We start from the raw sequence: 21,685 nt of genomic DNA, 5'->3' as shown, positions 1-21,685 counted from the left end.
AGGTAAAACCAAGATATAAAATGTCCGAAAAAAATAATTCTGAATTTATTGATATTCGTGAAGTCTTTCGTCATTTTGTTGAAAAATGGAGACAGATTGGAAAAATAACATTCCTATTCATTCTTATAGGATTTGTATTTGCATTTGGGACTACTCCTGAATTCAGTACGACATCTAAAGTGATTTTAAAATCTGAAAGCAGTAGCTCTTCTCCCAGTTTAGGTGGGCTAAGTAGCTTGGCTGGATTAGCAGGAATAAATCTAGGAGGAGGTAATGTAGATGGGATTTCCCCTGAAATGTACACAGAAGTGGTCAATAGTTTTCCTTTTATTATTGACCTAGTAGGCCATGAACTTAATTTTAAATCAAAAAACCTTACAAAATCTTCATTAATATATTTTAAAGAATATCATGACCTTAGTATTGTAGATTTTTTAGTAAAATTCACAGTAAAACTACCTTATCAGATTGCCAATTTGTTTAAGGCCGATCGTGAAGAAAAAGAGATCACATTTGAAAACGGAATTTATTCTTTCTCGATGGGAGATTTTGAAATATTGGATAATTTTCGTGGACGAATAAATATAGAAATCAATCCGGAGTCTGGATCCATCATTCTGAATACTAAAATGCCAGATGCCTACGCTACTGCGCAATTAAATTCTATATGTCTTGAAAAACTTCAAAAGTACATTGTAGACTTTCATGTAAAAAAGGCCAAAGAAGAATTGGAATTTCTCACTCTTCGCTATGAAGAAGCTGAAAAGGAATATCAAACAAAAAAGAACATTTTGGCAGGGTTTATAGATAGGAATCAAAACATAACTTCTGAAAGGATTCGCTTTGAACAAGAAGAACTTAGGAATCAATATGAATTGTCATTTTCTATATTGAAAGGTCTTTCAACTCAATTAGAACAAGCAAAAATGACAGTAAAGGAGGCAGCTCCAGTTTTCACCATCGTCAACCCACCAAGTATACCTGTTGAAAAAAGCGAACCTAAAAGAGGCTCTTTGATTATTCTATTTACATTCACTGGCTTTCTTGGAGCACTAATATATTTGTTTATTAAGGAGTTTTATATCTAATACTTCAAACCATGAGAATATCTCTGGACAAATGGAGAAAAGTTGACTTTGAACAACTTTTATTTTCATTTATCTTTCTTGGGATTCTTTTTCCTCTTTCCCTAAATCTTGGACTGATAGATCTCAATACATGGCAAATTCCATTTTTTTTTCTACTCATTATTGGTGGGATAAAGGCATGGTTTAAATCAATTTTCATAGAAAGATTTGATGCCTGGGACATATCCGTTCTTGGAACAAATTTTTTATTGCTACTGTCTACTATAACTCATGACAATGCAATCGATAATTTTCATCTTGTTTTCAGCTTTATTGCAGCAAGTTCTTTTGCGGTCTTCGCAAGGAAGGCCTACAATAGATTATATTCATTGAACACTTTAATTTACTTTTTTCTCATTGTCTTAATCATTGAATCTTTCACGGGCATTGTTCAACAATTGACAAATTCATCATTTGGGAATTTAAGTTATATGCTAGGTCAAGAAACCAAAAGCGAGTTAAATACAGTTAGCGACTCAACCATTAGCCGTGTAATTGGAACTGTAGGCCACCCAAACTGGGTAGCCACATGGATACTTATCTCATCCCCTTTTGCTTATCTGGCACCTAAATTTATCCGTTCCAATTTTATATGGTATTTATCCAGAATAGCATTGCTCTTAGGGTTCATCACGTTGATTTTTACCATTTCAAGAGCTTCAATAGGATTGTTTCTAGCTTTTACTTCAGCTGTCATTTTTTTAAACCAAATCCAAAATACAAAATTCACTCATTTATTAGAAATGAGAGGATTTATATTCTATTCAGCAATTATCGGCGTTTGTGCTTTTGTCATAATATCAAACTTAGATTTGATTATGCTAGTACTAGACGTGGTTGAATATAGAGTGAGTCAGGCTTCCAATAGCTCGGATACAGGGTCAGGAGCATCTTTGGATTATCGTGTAGCGATGAATATTGGTGCATTGCAAGGCTTTATGGATAACCCTTTATTTGGACTAGGTTATACCAACATGCGACACTTGTGGGAAGAATATGGCATATACGGTATAAAAGATGAAATGAGACCGCATAACACATATTTAAGCATATTGGTAGGTGGAGGTATGTTTTGCTTTGTGTTTTTTTTATACGTAGTCTGGTATCCATTAATCGCCATGTTAAGGTCATCAAAATTAATAGGTATTAATGTGGCTTTTGTATGGGGTATTATAACATACCTAGTTTTGTTTATTGTATACATTTCACCATTGGGATATCAGAATTTGCCATTTTTTTTCTTGCTGTTTGGTGCTAGTATGGGATACCTAGATCATAGAAATAAATGAAGAAAATTCTAAAAAAGACAAGTAAGCTACTATCACAAAAAAACTTACTAAAAAAGGTTAAATCTACTGCGGTAATATTCAGTGGGAAATTCGTTGGGATCGTTTGCGGATTGGCTTTAAATTATATAATTGCTACTCAATATGGCACTACAGCAATTGGTGAATATTCTCTCTTCTTGTCATTCACCAATATTTCTTCCATGCTATTACTCTTGGGATTAAATAGATCCACATTAAAGAATTTACCCGAATTAAAAGTGAAAAAATTGTCTCCGATTCCTTGGCTCAAAGGAAATTTGAGACTCCTACTTGTGTCGCAATTCCTTTTTTTTATACCTGTCTATTTACTTATTTTATTTAATGAGGATTACTTTTTAAGAGATCACATTGAGTATTTTCCTATCATTTTAATTGTAGCTATTTTTGCTAGAACCTATAAAGAATTTTCATTATCCTCTTCAAGAGGGTTTATGAAAATCTGGCCTTACGCACTTGGCCAAGGTTCAATGAACGTTTTTGTCTTGTGTGTATTAGCAATAGGCTTGTATTTGGACAACCCTATTCACCCAAACAAATCTATTGCAATTGCTTTATTGATTGATGCCTTGGTTTACGGAATATATTTGATTTTGGTGGTGAGTCATGAATCTAAAGCCACACCTATTGACCCAAATAGTCAAGATAAATTAGCATTACCTAAATTAAAAAATATTCTCAGCGAAAGTTTACCATTATATTATACAACGCTAATTAATTTTTTCACTCTGCAGGGAGGCATCTATTTTTTAAGGTATTTTCATGATTTGGAAGAAGTTAGTTTTTATTCAATGGCGACAAGATATGCGTTTATCGTAAATATGATTTACATGACCGTCAAAGGATATACCTCTCCTCAATTAGCTAAACATAAAGCTAATGGAGACATTCCTGCTTTGATCGACGAGGCGAAAAAAAGTACACAATTAGTATTATTTGTTTCTATACCTTTAGTCTTAGTTTTGATTATATCCACTCCGTATTTATTATTATTGCATGGAGAGGAATTTATAAAAAGTTATGTCCCTTTTTTGATTATCACAGTTGGATTAGTATTAAAAGTATTTTTTGGAGCTGGAGACAACTTTCTTAATATGACTGGACATAATAAAGATGTCAAAAGAATTAATACTATAAGTTTCATTCTCTTTGTCACTTTAAATTTAATTCTTAACCCATTGTATTCGTATAATGGAGCCGCCATTGCTTTCTCAAGTACCATAATAGTCCGACACGCCCTTTGCTCGTTATCCATTAGAAGGACATATAAGTACAAAATTGGATATTTAAGCTTGTGATATGAGAATTATTAAAGCCCTACAACACGCCTATTATCGAAATTTTGATCCGAAAGAACGATATCATATTACATCTGGAGAAAACTATACTTGGTTCAGAATTGCCAAAAATGGAACGAGATCAGTGCTGCGCATGCTACAAAGTGCTAATACTCCGATTAATGACAGTTCCTATGTGAAATATGTGAAAAATCAGCATGATGAAAAATTTAAATTTGCCGTAATCAGAAATCCTTGGGATAGAGTAGTGTCTTGCTATTGTGATAAAGTTCAAGGAAAACTGCTATTTAAGGAATGTTGGGATAAAGACTTTGCTTACTTTGTAGGATTCTTACAGCGTCAAAACCTTGACAACTGTGACCGCCATATTATGAGACAATCTAAACTGTTTCCGGTGAAAGACATTGACTATATTGCCAAACTTGAAAACCTTAACCATGAGATTAAATTCATAGCAGATAAAATCAATATCGAAGCAGAATTAATTCATAAAAACAAATCCAAAAGGGCTTCTTATCAAACGTACTACAACGATCACCTCAAGCAAGTAGTAGAAGGGTTATTTCAAGATGATATCCGTTTAGGTTCTTATTCATATGAGTAAAGTTTTATATTATAGGATTCGAAAGAAAATTAATCACTTTTCAGTCTTTCAAAGGTTAAAGCTAATTGTAGCTTGGCTACGCTCTTTGGTTTTAAGTTCAGTTTTAAGAGTACGTAGAAAACATATAAAACCAGATGAAAACCTATATATTTTTGCAGACCCAAGAGGTGGTAGCACCTGGCTTATGCAAATTTTAACCTCCTTAGGCAATAGAGCCATTATTTGGGAGCCATTTCATCAAAGATATGGTGTGGTTTCTTCTCACTTAAGATTAGGTACGCAGAAAACCAAAACATATCCCTTCGTTCCTAAAGATTTAGAATGGCCAGAATTAAAAAAGGAATTAATAAAAATATTCAACGGCCAGCAAATAAATGGAATAACCACCAGCCTACATCCAAGTCAATACTTTTCGAATACAAGCTTTATTGTCAAATTTATTAAAGGAAATGCAGTCTTGCCTTGGATTGTCAATAATCTAAAAATAAAATATAAACCCATTCATTTTTTGCGTCATCCAATTCCTGTTGCGCTGTCTCAAATATCAACTTTTCAGTACAGAGAAAAATTTCAGCCTTTATCCATTCCTGACCAAAAATATCCTGGGTTGATTGAAGAACATATCGACTTTTTATCAAAGCTTGACACACAGTTGACTAGAAATGTGGGATTATGGTGTGTGCATAATTTACCCGCCCTTGCTTCTCAAAAAGAGCAAAAATGGGTGACGATATATTATGAAAATCTAATCATGGATCCAGAGCCTACTTTGCGGAGATGTTTTAAGGAATGGGGCCTGTCATTACCTCAAAAAACTTTGGATAAAGTCCGGCTTAGAAGCCCTACAGATAGAGAAAACCAACTTAAATCTGATCCAACTCAACAGATGAACAAATGGCAAAATGCTCTAAGTGAATCACAAAAGAAAGATGTACAAACTGTATTAGACTATTTTGATATAAAAGTTTATTCTGCATTTGATTCTGAACCGAAAATAAAAAGCCATGAATAATTTGCCAAACTTTCTAATTGTTGGTGCTGCCAAATCTGGCACGACTACCTTGTATGATTGTTTGCGCCAGCATCCTGAGATTTACTTGCCTGAGAAAAAGGAATGCAAGTATTTCAGTGGAATCATAGAAAACACTGGCCCTGGTGATGAGTATAGAAACAAGAAAAGGACAAGAACTTGGGAAGAATATATCAAGTATTTTAATGAAGTAAAAAATGAAGCAGCCATAGGAGAAGCTACTCCAGATTATCTATACTACTATAAACCGACGATCACATCAATACATGATAAACTCGGTAGACAAACCAAGATTATCATCATTTTACGGCACCCAATAGAAAGAGCCTATTCTGCATATCTACATAATCGTAGAGATATGATTGAGGACCTAGATTTCACCAATGCTCTCAAGGCTGAAGAAGATCGTATCGAGAAGAATTATGCGCTCATGTGGAGATATAAAGATGCCGGATTATATTATAACCAGGTAAGGGCATTCAAAGAAGCTTTTGATGAGGTTTTAATTTTGACACAGGAAGAATTAAAAGAGCACTTTCAAGAAACAATGGAGAAAATATTCTTGTTTTTGAATGTGGATGCCCATTTCCATCCACAAGTCAAAAAACTAAATGCCACAGGAGAGCCAAGTGCATTAAAAAAATACTTATCTAAGTCCCCAATGCTCAAAGAGGTGAAAAAATTCATGCCTAGTTTTATAAAAAAAATGATCAAATCTAATTTGGATAAAAGATCATTAGAAAAAAAACCAATGTCAGATTCTGATCGCCAACATCTTGCCAATTATTTTGAAAATGACATTTTTCAATTGAGCGAATATCTTGGGTCAGATATCATTAGCTGGAAATCTAAATGAAAGAAATCTTAGTCCATATAGGTTATCATAAAACAGGATCTACCTGGTTGCAAAAAGAGCTCTTTTCAGCAAAAAGTCGTCATTTTGTGCCTCTGTCCTGGGATGAAGACAAACAAAGTAGTTTGGCCAGACTTCTGTATGCTGATCAATCGGGTCAATTGCTTTCGCCATTCGATCATAATACAGAACAGGTTAACCAAGAATTACAAAAAATAATCACATCCGGCATTCATGATTTTACCAATAAAAACTGGGTAATATCAAGAGAACGGCTTAGTGGTCATCCATCAAGTGGAGGATTTGATGCATTGGCAATTGCCGAAAGAATAAGCACCAATTTTGATAAACCTAAGGTTCTTATCATGATACGGGAACAGAAGAGTGCCATTCTTTCCCACTACTTTCAATACCTTCAAGAGGGAGGTACATTTTCTTTGAAAAAGATGCTAACCACTCATTACGATGATTTTAGACCTTATTTTTCTAAAAACTATTTAAAGTATGACGGTTTAATTAAACACTATCAACAATTATTTGGTGAAGATCATGTTCTTGTTCTTCCTTATGAAATATTTAAACACCAACCCGAAATATTTTTTGATCGCTTAGGAAAGTATGTTGACCTAGATTTAAGTGGTTATGCTAAGAAAGCATCTGAAAAAATCGTAAATAAGAAAAGTTATCATTTTAGCAAATATCATTTACGTGCGTTGAATGTGCTTATTAATAAAAATTCTTATACCAATTACTCTTTTTGGAGCAATTTCATAACAAGAAAATTGGCGAAATTTTTCATCCTAACTTTTGGGTTGCTCACTTCACCTCTGGATAAAAGATTAAAAACCCGTCTTCAAAACGAAATTGACAATTTGATTGGAGATTACTATGTGCCTAGCAATGAGAAATTGAAGAAATTATTGCCTGACTTAGATTTTTCAAAATATAATTATTTTTAGCAGAGATGGTCACACCATATATTAGACGATCTTATAGGAACTTTTATGTGTTGCTCATCAAAGTTTATCGCTGGGCAAACAACTTAGAACCTCGTGACTTAACGGAGAATATTTATCTGTTTTCAGATCCAAGAGGGGGAAGCAGTTGGCTTTCACAAATTCTTGAAAATGTCGACAATCGAACGGTTATTTGGGAGCCATTTCATCCAACACGTGGTCTACTGAAGCCTAGTTTAGGCCTCAATAGCAAAAATGGATCTCGGTTTTCGATTCCAGAAAATGTGGAATGGCCAGAAGCTAGGGAACAATTTGAATCCATTTTTAAAGGGGAAAAAATCAATGGCTATAGCATCAGTGCCACGCCATCAAAATATTTTATTGATAAACCTTATGTTGTTAAATTCATTCGTGCCAATGGCGCTTTACCTTGGATCACCAAACAATTCGATATTAAGGCCATACATTTACTTCGACACCCAATTTCCACAGCACTTTCTCAAATTAAAGCTTTCAAATCCAAACGCACAACAGGGCCACTAAAAATCCCAAATCTTAGGTATACAGAACATTACGCTATACATTTTGAGTTTTTACAAACGCTATCGAGCCATCTCGAAAATCAAGTTGCACTATGGTGCATTCATAACAAAGAAGCATTAGACCATAAAGATAAAAAATGGTACACCCTTTACTATGAAGAACTACTTATTGATCCGGTCAAAGAACTAACAAAAATTAATTCTTTTTGCGATTTTTCTAACACCGAAGTATTGAAAGAAGCCATGTCCAAAAAAAGCAGAACTGATTTTGCTGGAGATCTTAGAAAATCAACTACAGAGCAATTGAGCAAATGGCGTAACTTTGTCAGTGATGTAGAATTAAATCAAGTACAGAGAGTTTTAGATTACTTTGAGATTAAAATATACTCAACGTCATCAGACAGACCCATTATATAGTGAAGCAGAATAAACCAAACTTTGTAATCATAGGAGCAGCTAAAAGTGGAACCACTTCTCTTTTTGACTATTTGACGCAGCACCCAGATATATACGTTCCTGAAATTAAGGAATGCAAATATTTTTCTTATGATGGGGATTATGAAGGGCCCGGATCTGAACGAATGAATGCCAGGTTAATAAAATCTTCAGAAGACTATTATCAATTATTTCAAAACAGAAGTGAATCATTACTTGGGGATATTTCTGCAGACTATATTTTTTACCATGAAAAAGTAATTCCACGAATAGTAAAAGACCTTGGAACTGATATAAAAGTCATAGCCATATTAAGGAACCCAGTAGATAGAGCTTACTCAGCTTATCTACATAAAGTGAGGGATCTATTAGAAACACTAACTTTTGAAGAGGCGCTTAATGAAGAGGCCAAACGAATTCGAAACAACTGGGAATTTTTATGGTACTACAAAACTGCAGGCTTGTATAGTGAAGCCATCGCTCATTATGCTTCAGTATTTCCCCATTTTAAAGTCTTTCTTTTTGATGATCTAAAAAAAGATCCAAAAAAGGTAACAAAAGAACTTTTTCAAATATTAGAAGTTGATGAAGAAATTGAAATTGAATATACCATTAAAAACTTTTCCGGTGTTCCAAAATCAAAGCATCTTCAATCTGTTTTAAGAAGTAATAGTGAAGTGAAAAAATGGATTTTGAGTCTCATTCCCAAAACGATTCGAACAAAAGCAAAAGACTACTTACTCAAACGCAATCTTAGCAAACAAAAAATGAATGTAGAAACTCGAGCTGAATTGGCTCGATTCTTTACAGATGATATTAATAAATTAGAAAAAATAATAAATAGAGATCTATCAAAATGGCTGATGTAACAAAGAAATATACCTATGATTATTTAATTGTTGGAGCTGGGTTATTCGGCAGTGTTTTTGCTCACGAAGCAAAAAAAAAGGGAAAGAAGTGTTTGATAGTTGACAGACGAAACCATACTGGTGGGAATACCTTTTGCGAGAATATAGAAGGCATTAATGTTCACAAATACGGTGCTCATATTTTCCATACTAATGACAAAAAAATATGGGACTACGTAAATCAATTTGTTCCTTTCAACCGATACACCAATTCGCCGGTAGCTAATTTTAAAGGCAAGCTGTACAATTTGCCTTTTAATATGAATACCTTTTATCAAATGTGGGGAACAAAAACTCCAAATGAAGCGAAAGCCAAGATCGATGAACAAGTCCAAGAGTTTGGAACCGATCGCCCAATGAATCTGGAGGAACAAGCTATTAATTTGGTAGGAAAAGATATTTATGAAAAACTTATTAAAGGGTATACAGAAAAACAATGGGGACGAAAAGCCACTGAGCTACCTGCATTTATCATCAAACGTTTACCATTGAGATTTACATATGACAACAACTATTTTAATGATAAATATCAAGGAATACCAGAGGGAGGCTACAATCTCCTTACCGAAGGACTTTTAGAAGGAATAGAAGTGCGTCTAGGAATTGATTACTTACAAGACCGAGAATCATTCGATAGTTTAGCAGAAAAAGTAGTTTATACAGGAAACATTGACGAATTTTTTAACTGTCAGTTCGGTCAGTTGGATTACCGAACACTACGGTTCGAAAATGAAACTCATGAAATGGAAAATTATCAAGGGAATGCAGTAATCAACTATACTGAATATGAAATTCCATATACTAGAATCATAGAACATAAGCATTTCGAATTTGGTAAGCAAAAGAAAACCGTTATTACCAAAGAATTTAGCTCTGAGTGGGAAAATGGTGCAGAGCCATATTACCCCGTCAACAATGATAAGAATAATGAATTGTATAAGAAATATAAAGCATTAGCTGACGCTGATGATAAATACATTTTTGGAGGTAGATTGGCGGAATACAAGTACTACGACATGCATCAAGTCATAGGAGCGGCATTGAAGAAAAGCGAATCCATATAGCCCTTATGAAGAAAGTCCCTAATTTTCTAATTGCTGGTTTACCCAAATGTGGAACCACTTCGATGCATCACTATCTTAAGCATCATCCTCAGATTTTTTTACCCTCTCAAAAAGAACTGCATTATTTCACACATGATATTTTGTCTAAAAATGTCCAGGGACCAAGAGATGCTGCGGTAAATAAATATCACGCTGCAAACTGGGATCAATATGCCCAATTTTATTCTTTTGTGGACAAAGAAATAGCCATAGGTGATGTTTCTCCTTCTTATGCAAGCTACCCCGAATGTTTTCCAATTATCAAGGAAAAACTTGGTCAAGTTAAAGTCATTGTTCTTCTTCGAGACCCAATAAACAGAGCATATTCAAACTATTTGCATTTGGTTAGAGAAAAGCGAGAAAAACTGAGTTTTGAGCAAGCTATGTCAGAAGAAGAAAACAGGCAAAAACAGGGCTACTCTGATTTTTGGCGATATGCCTACAATTCTACATATTCTGACAAGGTTCAGGCAATTAAGGACTCATTTGATGAGGTTTTGGTGATTCCGTTCGAATTATTTGTAGCTGACAAATACAATCAACTGACTCGAATTTTCAAATTTCTTGGGATTCAAAGCGATTTTATTCCACCAAATATAGAGGAGCGTTTTAATGAAGGAGGCACCTATCAGGACAATGCCATCACAAGCTTTTTACACGGACACAGTCCTGTTAAAGATTTTATTAAGAAAGTAATACCTGTTGATTACTCTTCTTTCAAAGCTAAAATTCTCTCAAAATTCAGAAAAGCCAATCCACAACTTCAAGATGATACAATTCGGAAATTAATCCCATTTTTTAAATCAGACGTTTTACGATTGAAGAAAGAATTAGGAGTGGATATTTCTTTATGGAGAGACTATAATGGTTAATTTTGCCCTCCATGAAAAAATTAAAAATATGTGGGTTTATCGTTACTCACAATAGATTAGACCTACTCAAAAAGTGTTATGCATCCTTAGCCAAGCAATCCAGATCGCTTGATGAACTTATAATCATAAACAACTCGAGTACTGATGGAACAGGGGAATGGTTAGAAACTTTGGATGATGTAACAATAATCACTCAAGAAAACACTGGAGGTGCTGGTGGTTTTAGACGAGGTTTTGACTATGCATTCGAAAAAGGTTATGACTGGACTTTGCAGTTTGATGATGACTGTGAACCAGCCCTTGATTACGTCGAAAAAGCAGAGCCTTACTTAACTAAAAGTGAGATCAAAGTCTGCTCTGGAAGGTTTTTCGACAAAGGCCGAAATCAATTTTTTTGTGGAGCTGAAAATAGCAAATGGTTTTCAGATCAAAACATGAAAGATGAGTTGACAAAAACTGAGGACGCAGGATTTCCTTTTTTATTTGTCCATAAAGACATTTACAAAAATGTAGGCTTTCCCTATAAATTTTGGTTCATTTATCTAGATGATCAAGAATGGATTCGAAGAATTCGAAAGGTCTATGATATATATATATTACCGATTGATGCTGGCATGCACCATTCAGGCAGAGATTCTAAAGTTATCAAGCTTGCCTTTGGTCTAGTCACGCGAGAGATTCCCACTTATGGCACTTGGAAGACCTATTATTTCTTTAGAAATGTAATTGTGTTTAATAGGATTGCTGGACAATCTCGTTTTTCATTATTGCTTTATAACTTTGGCAAACTTCTACTCATCAATTTTCAAAAGGGAGATTATTGGAAACGTGTTTTTGATGCAATTCGAGGCATAAGAGATGGTTTGTCAATGAATATTTCTGATCTAAAATAAATGTCAGTAGCTGTTCTTTTACCACATTATAAAAACCTAAATGGTCTGAGATTAACACTAGAATCATTGGTTTCAGAATCATCCCTGTTTACTCTATTTCTTATTGATGATGGCAGCAAACTCGATAAAGAACTAGAAATACTTTGTGATGGTTTTAGAAAGCATTTTAGAATTGAATTAATATTAAATTCTAAAAACCTTGGGATTACTCGCACACTCAACTTTGGATTAAAAAAAATATGTGAATTGAATAAATTTGAGTTTATCGCTCGAATAGATGCTGGTGACAGAAACCTTAATGAAAGATTTAAAGAACAAGTATCATATATGCAAAATAACCCAACTGTTGCCCTCTTAGGGTCATTCGTTAGGTTCGTAAATATGGACAGACAAAAGTTATTCGATTTAACTCCAGCTACTAATTACAACCAGCTAAAAAAAGACATTCATGTGTATAATCCATTTATACATCCTGCTGTCATGATTAGAACGGCGATTATCGAAAATATAGGCTTTTATCCTGAGGATTACCCAGCCTTGGAAGATCATGCTTTTTTTATGCGAATCTCCAAAAAACATGAAACTGCTGTGCTGAATAAAGTGCTTGTAGAATATGAATTAAACCCTACGGGAATAAGCCTTTCAAAAAGAAGTACACAAACAAAAAGTCGATTGAAACTATTTTTAGACAACTATTATTTTGGAATATATCCAACCTATGGTCTCATTCGTGCATTTCTGACCCACCTGATTTCACCCTCAATTCTAAATTGGTTCAAGGTTAGACTTTATAAAAATAGATAGCTATGAAAATCAAATACTTGATCAAAGATGATTTTGACAAAGCCTGTACAAGTTTAGCAGCGATTGTGGCAGAAAAAAGCAAACCCGATATTGTCATAGGTGTTAGAAGTGGCGGAGGTTTTGTAGGACGAAAAATGCTTGAAAACTGGCCTAGTTCACCTCCAGATTATAAAGAAATTGAAATAAAAAGAGAGTTAACAAAAAAAAAGGAGAAGTTTAAAGTGTCATCTATTCTCAAAAAGTTGCCACGATTTCTGACTGAAATTCTTATTAAAGCTGAAGTTCATTATTTGGAAGTTAGAAATACTAAAAACACTAAACGCATCATTCCTGATCATTTTATAGGAGAATTTGAAGATTACTTCTCTGGAAATAGCGAGATCAAAGCATTGATTGTTGATGACTGCATCGATACAGGAAATACATTATCCGTTCTTAAAAACTTTCTAATCAAGCTAAATCCTAACGTCAAAGTAGAAATAGCCACTATTACTATAACACATAAAAATCCAATAATAAATGCAGATTATACGCTCTATAATCGGACTATATGTAGGTTCCCATGGTCAATGGAAATAGAACAAGAATAGGTGAAAAAAATAGCAATCTTTGATTTAGACGGGACAATCATAAGAGAAAATACATTTCTTTTACTGATCAAATTTGTCTTGAAAGAGTTCCCTAAACGATTAAAAATATGGAGTGCAATAATGGTTATTGCATATTCTGTATTAAGAAAGTTTGGTTTTATATCTCGAAACATCTACAAAACTCATATATATAAATTGACAAAGGATGTTGCCGAAAGCTCTGAATTTATAGCAATTTGCATGTCTAAAATGAATAAAGAAATAGTTAATGAATTAGACAAATTAAAACCCACTCACACTATAGTTCTAGCTTCCGCTGCTTTGCCATACGCACGTTTGATGAAAAACTCATTAAATGCTGATTATGTTTTCACCTCATATTTAAATGATAATTCATGGTTTGAGAATTGCTCAGAAAACAAAAAAAATACACTGATAGCCTCTTTTAACGAAAATGATTTATTCGATGTTTTTTATACTGACCATGCCGAAGACCTTCCTCTTGCACGACATTGCAACCAAGTGGTTTTAGTTAACCCTACTAATCATTCATTAAATGAATTTGAAAAATCGGGCATAGCATATAAACTTATTCTAAACTAAAAATTGAATGAATAGAATTTTCCTTGGTTAAGGATAAATTGATTCGATTTTAAAAACATAAGGAAAAGATATTCTATGATTTTATCTTAAGAGTGAAATATTATCTAGATTGTTGATGCTCCAAATATTGTAATATCAATGATTTATAATCATTTCTAAAAGTAGCCATCTTATTAGACTTAATACTGATATGAAGAATAAGAGAGTCTTAGTTATAGTCTTCGCTTGTTTAATGCATATTTTTCAATTTACACAAGCTCAAAAAAAGCCAAATGTCCTTTTCATTGTAATTGATGACTTAAACAATTACGTTAATGTTCTACAAAAATTCCCAGGGTTGAAAACACCCAATTTAAACTCCTTTGCACAAAGAGCAACAACCTTTGTAAATGCACACAGCCAGGCTGTAGAATGCAACCCCTCTAGAGTGAGTATACTGTCTGGTTTGTTGCCATCAAAAACTGATATTTATAAAAACCAGCAACCAATTACAAGTTCTCAAAATGCAAAACTAGCTCAATATTTACCGGAAGTCTTCCGAAATGACGGGTACTGGACAATAAATGCAGGTAAAATTTTTCATGGGTCAAACAAATGGAAATCATCACGCTTTAAAAGTATATGGAATAGCACAATAGGAATCAACGGTCAACTGCCAGCACCAACAGAAAACAACATCCCTAATAAAATAACCAATATTGAAAATTTTGAATTTCAACCGTGGAAAGGTCCTTTGACGGATCATCCTGATTATGTAAATGCTGAATTGATAAAAAAAGAATTGCAAAAAAACCACAATTCTCCATTTTTCATTGCATTGGGGTTTCATAATCCACATCCCCCATGGACAGTTCCAAAAAAGTATTTTGATATGTATCCTCTGGATGAAATTGAACTACCCCCCTTTTTAGAAGATGATTTTGAAGACCTTCCTCTAGTTGCTAAGGAATTAGCTGAAAAGTCACCAAATTTTGAATTAATCAGAAGTGGCAATTATTGGAAACAAATCGTGCAGGCATACATGGCTAGTGTGAGTTTCATGGACGCTCAACTGGGAAACGTCTTAAAAGCTTTAGAAAAAAGTCAGTATAATGACAATACCGTTGTTTGTATCATGTCAGATAATGGTTATCACTTAGGAGAAAAAAAACATTTTTCAAAATTTACGCTTTGGGAAATCAGCACCAATGTATTATTGATGATTCAAACCCCTAGGTTTCAAAAAAATCAAATAGTATCAGCTCCTGTAAATCTCGTTGATGTTTATCCAACCTTATTAGAGGTTTGCTCAATTTCAAATCCAATACAAGAATTAGATGGATATAGTCTAATGCCCTTAATAGAATCTCCAGATTCCAATTGGCCCCACCCATCCATATCTATGAATGGAATTGGAAATATTGGAATTGTCAAAGACAATTATCACTATATTAAATATAAAAATGGTTCGGAAGAACTGTACAATTTGGAAACCGATAAAAATGAATGGACAAACCTTGCAAACGAAGTAGGCTATGATAATACAATTCGAAAGCTTAAAAAATTTATTCCTAATGATCCTTTCTATTCTATAGAATACAATTCAAATAAAAGGATGCTCATTGACTTTAAGAATTCTGAAATATTCTTGTCCAGCAAGTATGCTCTTGGCAGTATTAGACTATTGGACGTATATGGAAAAACCGTGATAGACAATTTACAAATTGGTTATAATACTTTAGCCAACCTAAGTGATGGGATTTATATTATCAATTCGAGATTTATAGATAATTACCAAGAAAGCTCGAAAATAAAACTTGAATTTTAACCAATAAAAGATAAAAATACTGTTGTAACCCCTCTCTTTGAGTAAAGGTATAGATTAATGATGATTCCAATTATTGTTTTGAAAACCGCCAAGGAACATTTTCCCATGCAGCCTTTACCTTATTAATATAATCATTCTTAGTGTCATCATATAAAGAACTATCTGCAAGATTTTTCAATTGAGAAGGGTCCTCCATTCTGTCATATAATTCAATTTCAGCAGAAACACTATCTAGTAAAAAATAATGCTTCCTGTCAACAATGCCAATTCTTGTTTTTGCGGTAATCATCGCAAATTCCTTATGGTCCTTCTCTAAATTGCCCTGAATAATTGGAACAAGTGATTTTCCATCAAATTCAGTTTTTTTCATATCTGTTTTCAAATCCAATAAATCAACAAGAGTAGGGTATATATCAACTGCTTCTACCACTCCATTATATTCTCCTTTTGTTTTTTGTGCCGATGAATGAATCATCAAAGGGACTCTATTTGATACTTGCCAAGGTGTATTTTTCCGAAACAATCCATGATCGGAAAGGTGAAATCCATTATCCCCCCAAAGTATAATTGTGGTATTATCATACATCCCAGCTTTTTTCAATTCATCAATTACTTTACCTATGAGGTTATCAACATAAGAAACACAAGCATTATAGGCTTTAATCACTTCTTGAGATTCCTTATCACTCATTCCTTCATTCCAAAGCCCTTTATTTTTAGGTGTGATATCAAATGGTCTGAGAGACCTATCATGAGAAGCAAATACAGGATAGTTTTCATCACTTAGTTGATCAAAATACTTACTTGGTGCAAAAAGAGGAAGATGAGGTCTTCGAAAGCCTAAAGTTAGAAAAAGTGGATCTTTCTTTTTATGTGATGAAATAATTTCACAAGCCTTATTAGCTGCCTCACCATCTGAAAAATAATCATCCTTTACATCTAAATGACCCCAAACTAGAGCTCCAGCTGGTTTCAATTTGTTTCCGATTTTCCAAATATGATCTGACCGCCCACCGCGATTTTCCTTAGTCATTGTAGACCACTCCTCCATTGACCGTTTCTTACTATCGGAATCATAGATTAAATCCCAATATGGTACATCCGGTTCTGGTACATGTCCATGATAAACTTTCCCCAAGGCAGCAGTAAAGTACCCATTCTTTTTAAACAACTCCCCTAAGCTTTTATTTTCCCTAATGACTTCATTAATAGAAGGTGTAGAGGGACCTTCCTCATCGTTAGTATGATTTTGGAATCTAAATCTTTTTCCTGTAAGTACAGATGCACGTGATGGTGAGCATAGTGGATAGGTACAAAATGCACTGTTAAATTGTATAGACTCTTTAGAAAGAGAGTCCATATTCGGCGTGGAAACAAATTCTGCACCATAGCTCGAAATCATTGGCTGCAAATCATCCACTATTATAAACAGAACGTTGCCTTTATTCTGTCCTTCTACAACATCGAAATTCGTTATTAGAAGTATCAGGATGAAAAATCTTAATAATACTTTCTTTGTATTAAACCTTAGACTTAGAAATCTATTAATTTTCCTCATTTACAATCTCTCCTTTCTTTGAATTACATGCGCCAATATTAATTTGTCCAGATGAAAAATCAACCGGGTTGCCAAAAAAATCAACTTTTGGATAAGCAGGTACATTTCGAAATACTCCTTCACCAGCTCCAGGAATAGCTGGTCCCATTTTATTCGACCCACTGTTTATAGCTGGGCTAGATTTCTTCAATTGAAATCCGAATTTTGACCCAGATTTTGGATTATTAAAATTTGGGTCTGCCAATATAGGATTAGAATCCCTTTTTATTAGATTTTTATTGATGCTCCCATGAAAAATATTATTACTAATAAAGAATTCTGAATCATTGGTTCTAATCCTGGTTTCCTTTCCTCCAATAGTGCCTTCGAGAGAATAAAATATATTGTTATAAATATTAGTTCTTATTGAGTTTATTGTAATTGCAGTTTCAAAAGGCTTGTCAATTACTATTGTATTGTTATATATATAAGAGTCCTGTGAATAAATGGTGTCTCCTTCCACAACCCATTTTGGTATCCAAATGGTATGATTGCTGTTAGTTTTATTCGGATTATCTCTCCATCCATCATTAACACTTATATTGAATCTATACACAGCATTTATATTACCTCTCAAAATTTCAACAAACCCTCCTTCGCAGTCCTCCATATAGTTATATTGAATAAATGTGTCTACATTTTCATGATCAATGTGAATCCCATGAGAATCCAGATATCCTCTAGCGTGCAAAGATTTGTTGAATTGAATCACTGTGTTTATACATCTTAATGTCCATACAGCACTTCCTCTTCCTGGCATTCTAGGATCTGAATTGTCTCCAGGGTAGTCAAACACATTGTTTTCAATCAAGCAATTATATGTGCCAACAGGTAATATGCAAGTTCCACCAATTTTATAAAATGTATTATTCCTAAAGATAAGGTTTTTATTTCTGTTTGTAGAGTCTGTACCTATCCCTTCGGCCCCTCCTTTATGAACTATATGTATTCCTAAACGCTGTAAATTGGTGAAATTACACTTCTCAACTAAAACATCCTGGATGTTTTTCTCTTCCCCAACAACTGTATTTTTAGTTGATTCAAATCGAATTCCAGAGACTAATATTTTATTGAATTTTTCGCGTTTTTGAATTGGAATTACACCATAAATATTGTTGAAGTCCAAATTTCTCATTTCAAAACCTCTTATAGTTTCCTTACCCGAGTTTTGAACTCTTATACCATAAGAATCTTTATCCTCGACACCTTTTCTTCTATGTTTCCTTTCATTTTGAATTTCTAAATTTTCCAAAATATAATGGCTCACGTTTTCTATCAATATAGCTTCCTGATAATCCCCACCCTTATCTGGGCCTACTGCACCACTGATTATTGGCTTGTTACCTATTCCATAACTTGTAATAACAATAGGAGAATTTTGATTACCAGATTCATTCAGTAATAAATGGCCCATGAATCTATCCCCACATTTAAAAAAAACAGAATCTCCAGGAAGTAGATTTAGATTGTTGACTTTTTCCAAAGTTTGAAACGGATTCTTTGTAGTTCCATCATTTTGATCACTTCCTTCTGTACTGCTTACGTAGTATTTAGATGCTTTGGATTCTGGAAGAAAGCAAGAGCTTAATATAAGTGATAAAAATATGGTTAACACCAATGAAGTTTTGATAAAAGACAGTTTCATTACCAATTCAATACTATAGTTTTTGTGGATTCTCATAATTCAGTTAAATGTCTTAAACAATACTAGGTCAAATTACTTAATATGGAGTATTGCTTTGGATTCATAGTTGATTTTTATATCGGAATTTAAATACTAATTAAATTTATAAAATGTTTAATGCCTCTGATATTATGAATTTTTCTATCTTAGCAAGCTAAAATCACACCAAGCATTCCCCCAACATGCAAAAAAGGAGATTTTCAAAATATTTTCCTGCTTTATTTCTATTCATAGACTTGCTGTTTTTGAATGTTGGATTTTTTGTGGCCAACTATGTAAGGTTTAATACTTTTTGGTTTCAAGGAGATCGATACCCATTTCTTTTTGTTTTTCTTAATATTACTTGGGTAGTCATCTTTTTTGTCACAAAGCTTGATCGTGTAGATAGGGAAAGAAGCGTTGTTGATTATATCTCACAGATTCTTCTTGGTCTCACCATTAATCTTGCTGTAGTATTTACCATGTGGGCTTCTACTAGAGCCTACTTTTACTCTCGAGAACACTTATTCTACACCTACCTAATATTTTCAGTACTCATAATTGGTTGGAGAGTAGGTTTTATAAATATTCTCCGTTTTTACCGAACCAAAGGGTATAATATTAGAAATATTGTCATTGTTGGTTATGGTCCCATTGGTAGAAATTTAAAAAGACACTTAGAAAACAACCCTGAAATTGGATATAAATTCAAAGGTTTTTTCGATCATAAAACTGAACAAGCAGAAGTCGCAGGTCCCGTTGAAAATGTTCCAGAATATGCCAAAGAAAATGGCATTGATGTCATATTTTGTTGCCTACCAAAACTGTTTGAACAGGATGTTAAGCCATTGATAGACTTTGCAGAAAACAATTTGATCACTATCAAATTACTTTCAGATTTTAGTAAGGTCGGAAACAAGAAACTAGAAGTGCAGCAGTATGGTAATATACCTGTACTCAATGTCAGTTCAATTCCATTAGACAGAATGATAAACCGATTTGCAAAACGAGTCTTCGACATTCTATTTTCAGGCTTTGTGATGATATTCTTATTGTCCTGGCTCATTCCTCTCATCGGATTACTAATTAAACTAGAATCACCTGGGCCAATCTTTTTTATTCAAAACAGGCATGGGAAAGGAAATAAGTACTTTCCTTGTTGGAAATTCAGAAGTATGGTAGTGAATAAAGAATCTGACAGTAAACAAGCTACCAAAAACGACGCTCGTATCACAAAGATTGGAGCATTTCTTAGGAAATCTTCATTGGATGAGTTGCCCCAATTCATCAATGTCTTTTTAGGGAATATGTCCGTCGTTGGTCCTCGCCCACATCCGATTAAACTAAATGAGGAATTTTCCCCTAAGATTGATCGATTTATTCAGCGTCATGCTGTAAAACCAGGGGTTACAGGTTTAGCACAAGCTAAAGGATATAGAGGGGAAACTGCTCGCTTTAGCGAAATGTATGGCCGTGTTAAACTTGATCGTTTTTATGTCAAAAATTGGAGTCTTTGGTTTGATGTCAAAATCATTTTCATGACCATCTACTCTATTCTGTTTAAAACTGAAAACGCTTACTAGTCTATCTCATTTGTCTTTCTTTTCTTATCAAGCCATCGTAACTTCGCTGCTTCAATAAAATTATTATGTTCGATAAGGTAGAAGAGTACAAAGCCATGATTAAAGCTGCAGAAGCAAAAGCTGCAGATGACTTGGAACAATTCAGAATGAAGTTCATCAGTAAAAAAAGTGTCGTCACAGCGCTTTTTAATGACTTCAAAAATGTACCTAACGATCAAAAAAAAGCATTCGGCCAAGCACTGAATGAATTAAAGACGCTAGCTCAGGATAAATTTAAATCTCTAGCTGAAACCTTAGATAACGGTTCAAGTGAAAGCGCTAGTCAAGGAGTGGATCTAACACTACCTGATATACCAAACCAAAATGGCAGTGTTCACCCTCTAACGATTACCAGAAACAAAATCATCGAAATCTTCGAACGCATGGGGTTCAATGTGGCCAGTGGCCCGGAAATCGAAGAAGACTTTTACAATTTTACAGCACTCAATTTTCCAGAAAACCATCCAGCAAGAGAAATGCAGGACACTTTTTTCATAGAGAAAAATCCAGATAAAGTATTAAGAACTCACACTTCTAATGTGCAAATCAGAATGATGGAAGAAGGAAAACCTCCTTTCCGTTCGATCATGCCTGGGCGAGTTTATAGAAATGAAGCAATTAGTGCTCGGGCACATTGTTTTTTCCACCAAGTGGAAGGACTGTATGTTGACAAGAATGTAGGATTTAAAGATTTAAAACAAACGGTCTATCATTTCGTGAAGGAAATGTTTGGTGAAAATACCAAAGTAAGATTCAGACCGTCCTATTTTCCATTCACGGAACCAAGTGCGGAAATTGATATTAGTTGTTTTATTTGTCAGGGCAAAGGATGCAACGTATGCAAATACACCAATTGGGTGGAAATTGCCGGGTCGGGCATGGTAGATCCAAATGTATTGGCTAATTGTGGAATAGACCCAGAGGAATATACAGGTTTTGCATTCGGCATGGGCATTGAGCGAATCGCTATGCTAAAATACCAGATCAATGATTTGAGACTTTTCTCAGAAAATGACGTTAGGTTCTTAAGACAGTTTCAAGGCAGTTTCTAAC

20 protein-coding genes are annotated in these 21,685 nt (G+C 34.1%); 18 read left to right on the top strand and 2 right to left on the bottom strand.

The annotated features are described in order from the left end of the window. Positions 1-20: 20 nt before the first annotated feature. The 16 genes from ABJH98_RS16185 to ABJH98_RS16110 all read left to right on the top strand — a co-directional run bounded on the left by ABJH98_RS16185 (position 21) and on the right by ABJH98_RS16110 (position 15,750). Positions 21-1,088 (top strand): hypothetical protein, encoded by a 1,068-nt coding sequence (locus ABJH98_RS16185; protein WP_348308745.1) that lies wholly within the window; start codon positions 21-23, stop codon positions 1,086-1,088. Between the two features lie 470 nt (positions 1,089-1,558). Next, complete coding sequence (locus ABJH98_RS16180) at positions 1,559-2,416, top strand: O-antigen ligase family protein (RefSeq protein WP_348308744.1); 858 nt, start codon at positions 1,559-1,561, stop codon at positions 2,414-2,416. Next, a complete protein-coding gene (locus ABJH98_RS16175; protein WP_348308743.1) occupies positions 2,413-3,750 on the top strand; it encodes a polysaccharide biosynthesis C-terminal domain-containing protein in 1,338 nt (445 codons plus the stop codon). Before ABJH98_RS16180 ends, ABJH98_RS16175 begins: the two co-directional genes overlap by 4 nt. Position 3,751: 1 nt before the next feature. Further along, entirely contained in the window at positions 3,752-4,354 is a 603-nt protein-coding gene (locus tag ABJH98_RS16170) for a sulfotransferase family 2 domain-containing protein (RefSeq protein ID WP_348308742.1), read from the top strand. Further along, positions 4,347-5,366 carry a sulfotransferase domain-containing protein gene (locus tag ABJH98_RS16165; protein ID WP_348308741.1) on the top strand — a complete coding sequence of 340 codons (1,020 nt, stop codon included), beginning with the start codon at positions 4,347-4,349 and terminating at the stop codon, positions 5,364-5,366. Before ABJH98_RS16170 ends, ABJH98_RS16165 begins: the two co-directional genes overlap by 8 nt. Beyond that, positions 5,359-6,240, top strand: coding sequence for a sulfotransferase domain-containing protein (locus ABJH98_RS16160; protein WP_348308740.1), 882 nt, complete (start codon positions 5,359-5,361; stop codon positions 6,238-6,240). The genes ABJH98_RS16165 and ABJH98_RS16160 overlap by 8 nt, the downstream gene beginning before the upstream one ends. Beyond that, on the top strand, positions 6,237-7,196 hold the full coding sequence (locus ABJH98_RS16155) for a sulfotransferase domain-containing protein (protein WP_348308739.1): 960 nt from the start codon (positions 6,237-6,239) through the stop codon (positions 7,194-7,196). The genes ABJH98_RS16160 and ABJH98_RS16155 overlap by 4 nt, the downstream gene beginning before the upstream one ends. A 5-nt stretch (positions 7,197-7,201) precedes the next feature. Then, entirely contained in the window at positions 7,202-8,152 is a 951-nt protein-coding gene (locus ABJH98_RS16150; protein ID WP_348308738.1) for a sulfotransferase, read from the top strand. Then, positions 8,152-9,039, top strand: a complete 888-nt coding sequence (locus tag ABJH98_RS16145) for a sulfotransferase (protein WP_348308737.1) — start codon at positions 8,152-8,154, stop codon at positions 9,037-9,039. The genes ABJH98_RS16150 and ABJH98_RS16145 overlap by 1 nt, the downstream gene beginning before the upstream one ends. Further along, on the top strand, positions 9,027-10,142 hold the full coding sequence (gene glf / locus ABJH98_RS16140; RefSeq protein ID WP_348308736.1) for a UDP-galactopyranose mutase: 1,116 nt from the start codon (positions 9,027-9,029) through the stop codon (positions 10,140-10,142). The genes ABJH98_RS16145 and glf overlap by 13 nt, the downstream gene beginning before the upstream one ends. Before the next feature lie 5 nt (positions 10,143-10,147). Continuing rightward, positions 10,148-11,053: a sulfotransferase gene (locus ABJH98_RS16135; protein ID WP_348308735.1), complete on the top strand. Its 906-nt coding sequence runs from the start codon at positions 10,148-10,150 to the stop codon at positions 11,051-11,053. Between the two features lie 11 nt (positions 11,054-11,064). After that, a complete protein-coding gene (locus tag ABJH98_RS16130) occupies positions 11,065-11,946 on the top strand; it encodes a glycosyltransferase (RefSeq protein WP_348308734.1) in 882 nt (293 codons plus the stop codon). After that, positions 11,947-12,750 carry a glycosyltransferase gene (locus tag ABJH98_RS16125; RefSeq protein ID WP_348308733.1) on the top strand — a complete coding sequence of 268 codons (804 nt, stop codon included), beginning with the start codon at positions 11,947-11,949 and terminating at the stop codon, positions 12,748-12,750. It abuts the gene before it with no gap. 2 nt (positions 12,751-12,752) lie between these two features. Further along, positions 12,753-13,340, top strand: a complete 588-nt coding sequence (locus ABJH98_RS16120; protein WP_348308732.1) for a phosphoribosyltransferase family protein — start codon at positions 12,753-12,755, stop codon at positions 13,338-13,340. Then, entirely contained in the window at positions 13,341-13,943 is a 603-nt protein-coding gene (locus ABJH98_RS16115) for an HAD family hydrolase (protein WP_348308731.1), read from the top strand. 190 nt (positions 13,944-14,133) lie between these two features. Next, positions 14,134-15,750 carry a sulfatase gene (locus ABJH98_RS16110; protein ID WP_348308730.1) on the top strand — a complete coding sequence of 539 codons (1,617 nt, stop codon included), beginning with the start codon at positions 14,134-14,136 and terminating at the stop codon, positions 15,748-15,750. A gap of 70 nt (positions 15,751-15,820) precedes the next feature. Here the strand turns inward: ABJH98_RS16110 and ABJH98_RS16105 are convergent, their stop codons facing one another. Beyond that, the gene (locus ABJH98_RS16105) at positions 15,821-17,308 is read right to left on the bottom strand and encodes a sulfatase (RefSeq protein ID WP_348308729.1); all 1,488 of its coding nucleotides are present in this window, start codon (positions 17,306-17,308) and stop codon (positions 15,821-15,823) included. Continuing rightward, positions 17,295-18,830: a right-handed parallel beta-helix repeat-containing protein gene (locus tag ABJH98_RS16100; RefSeq protein WP_348308728.1), complete on the bottom strand. Its 1,536-nt coding sequence runs from the start codon at positions 18,828-18,830 to the stop codon at positions 17,295-17,297. The genes ABJH98_RS16105 and ABJH98_RS16100 overlap by 14 nt, the downstream gene beginning before the upstream one ends. Positions 18,831-19,213: 383 nt before the next feature. On the opposite strand from ABJH98_RS16100, the gene ABJH98_RS16095 reads away from it, so the two are divergent. Together ABJH98_RS16095 and pheS are read left to right on the top strand one after the other, a co-directional pair. Then, on the top strand, positions 19,214-20,593 hold the full coding sequence (locus tag ABJH98_RS16095; RefSeq protein WP_348308727.1) for an undecaprenyl-phosphate glucose phosphotransferase: 1,380 nt from the start codon (positions 19,214-19,216) through the stop codon (positions 20,591-20,593). A 62-nt stretch (positions 20,594-20,655) separates the two neighbouring features. After that, a complete protein-coding gene (pheS, locus tag ABJH98_RS16090; protein WP_348309098.1) occupies positions 20,656-21,684 on the top strand; it encodes a phenylalanine--tRNA ligase subunit alpha in 1,029 nt (342 codons plus the stop codon). Position 21,685: the final 1 nt, after the last annotated feature.

The organism is Reichenbachiella sp. (genome assembly GCF_039969095.1).
Taxonomy (GTDB): Bacteria; Bacteroidota; Bacteroidia; order Cytophagales; family Cyclobacteriaceae; genus Reichenbachiella.
The sequence above is the reverse complement of the archived record's forward strand: the minus strand, read 5'-3'. Positions and strand labels throughout refer to the sequence as shown.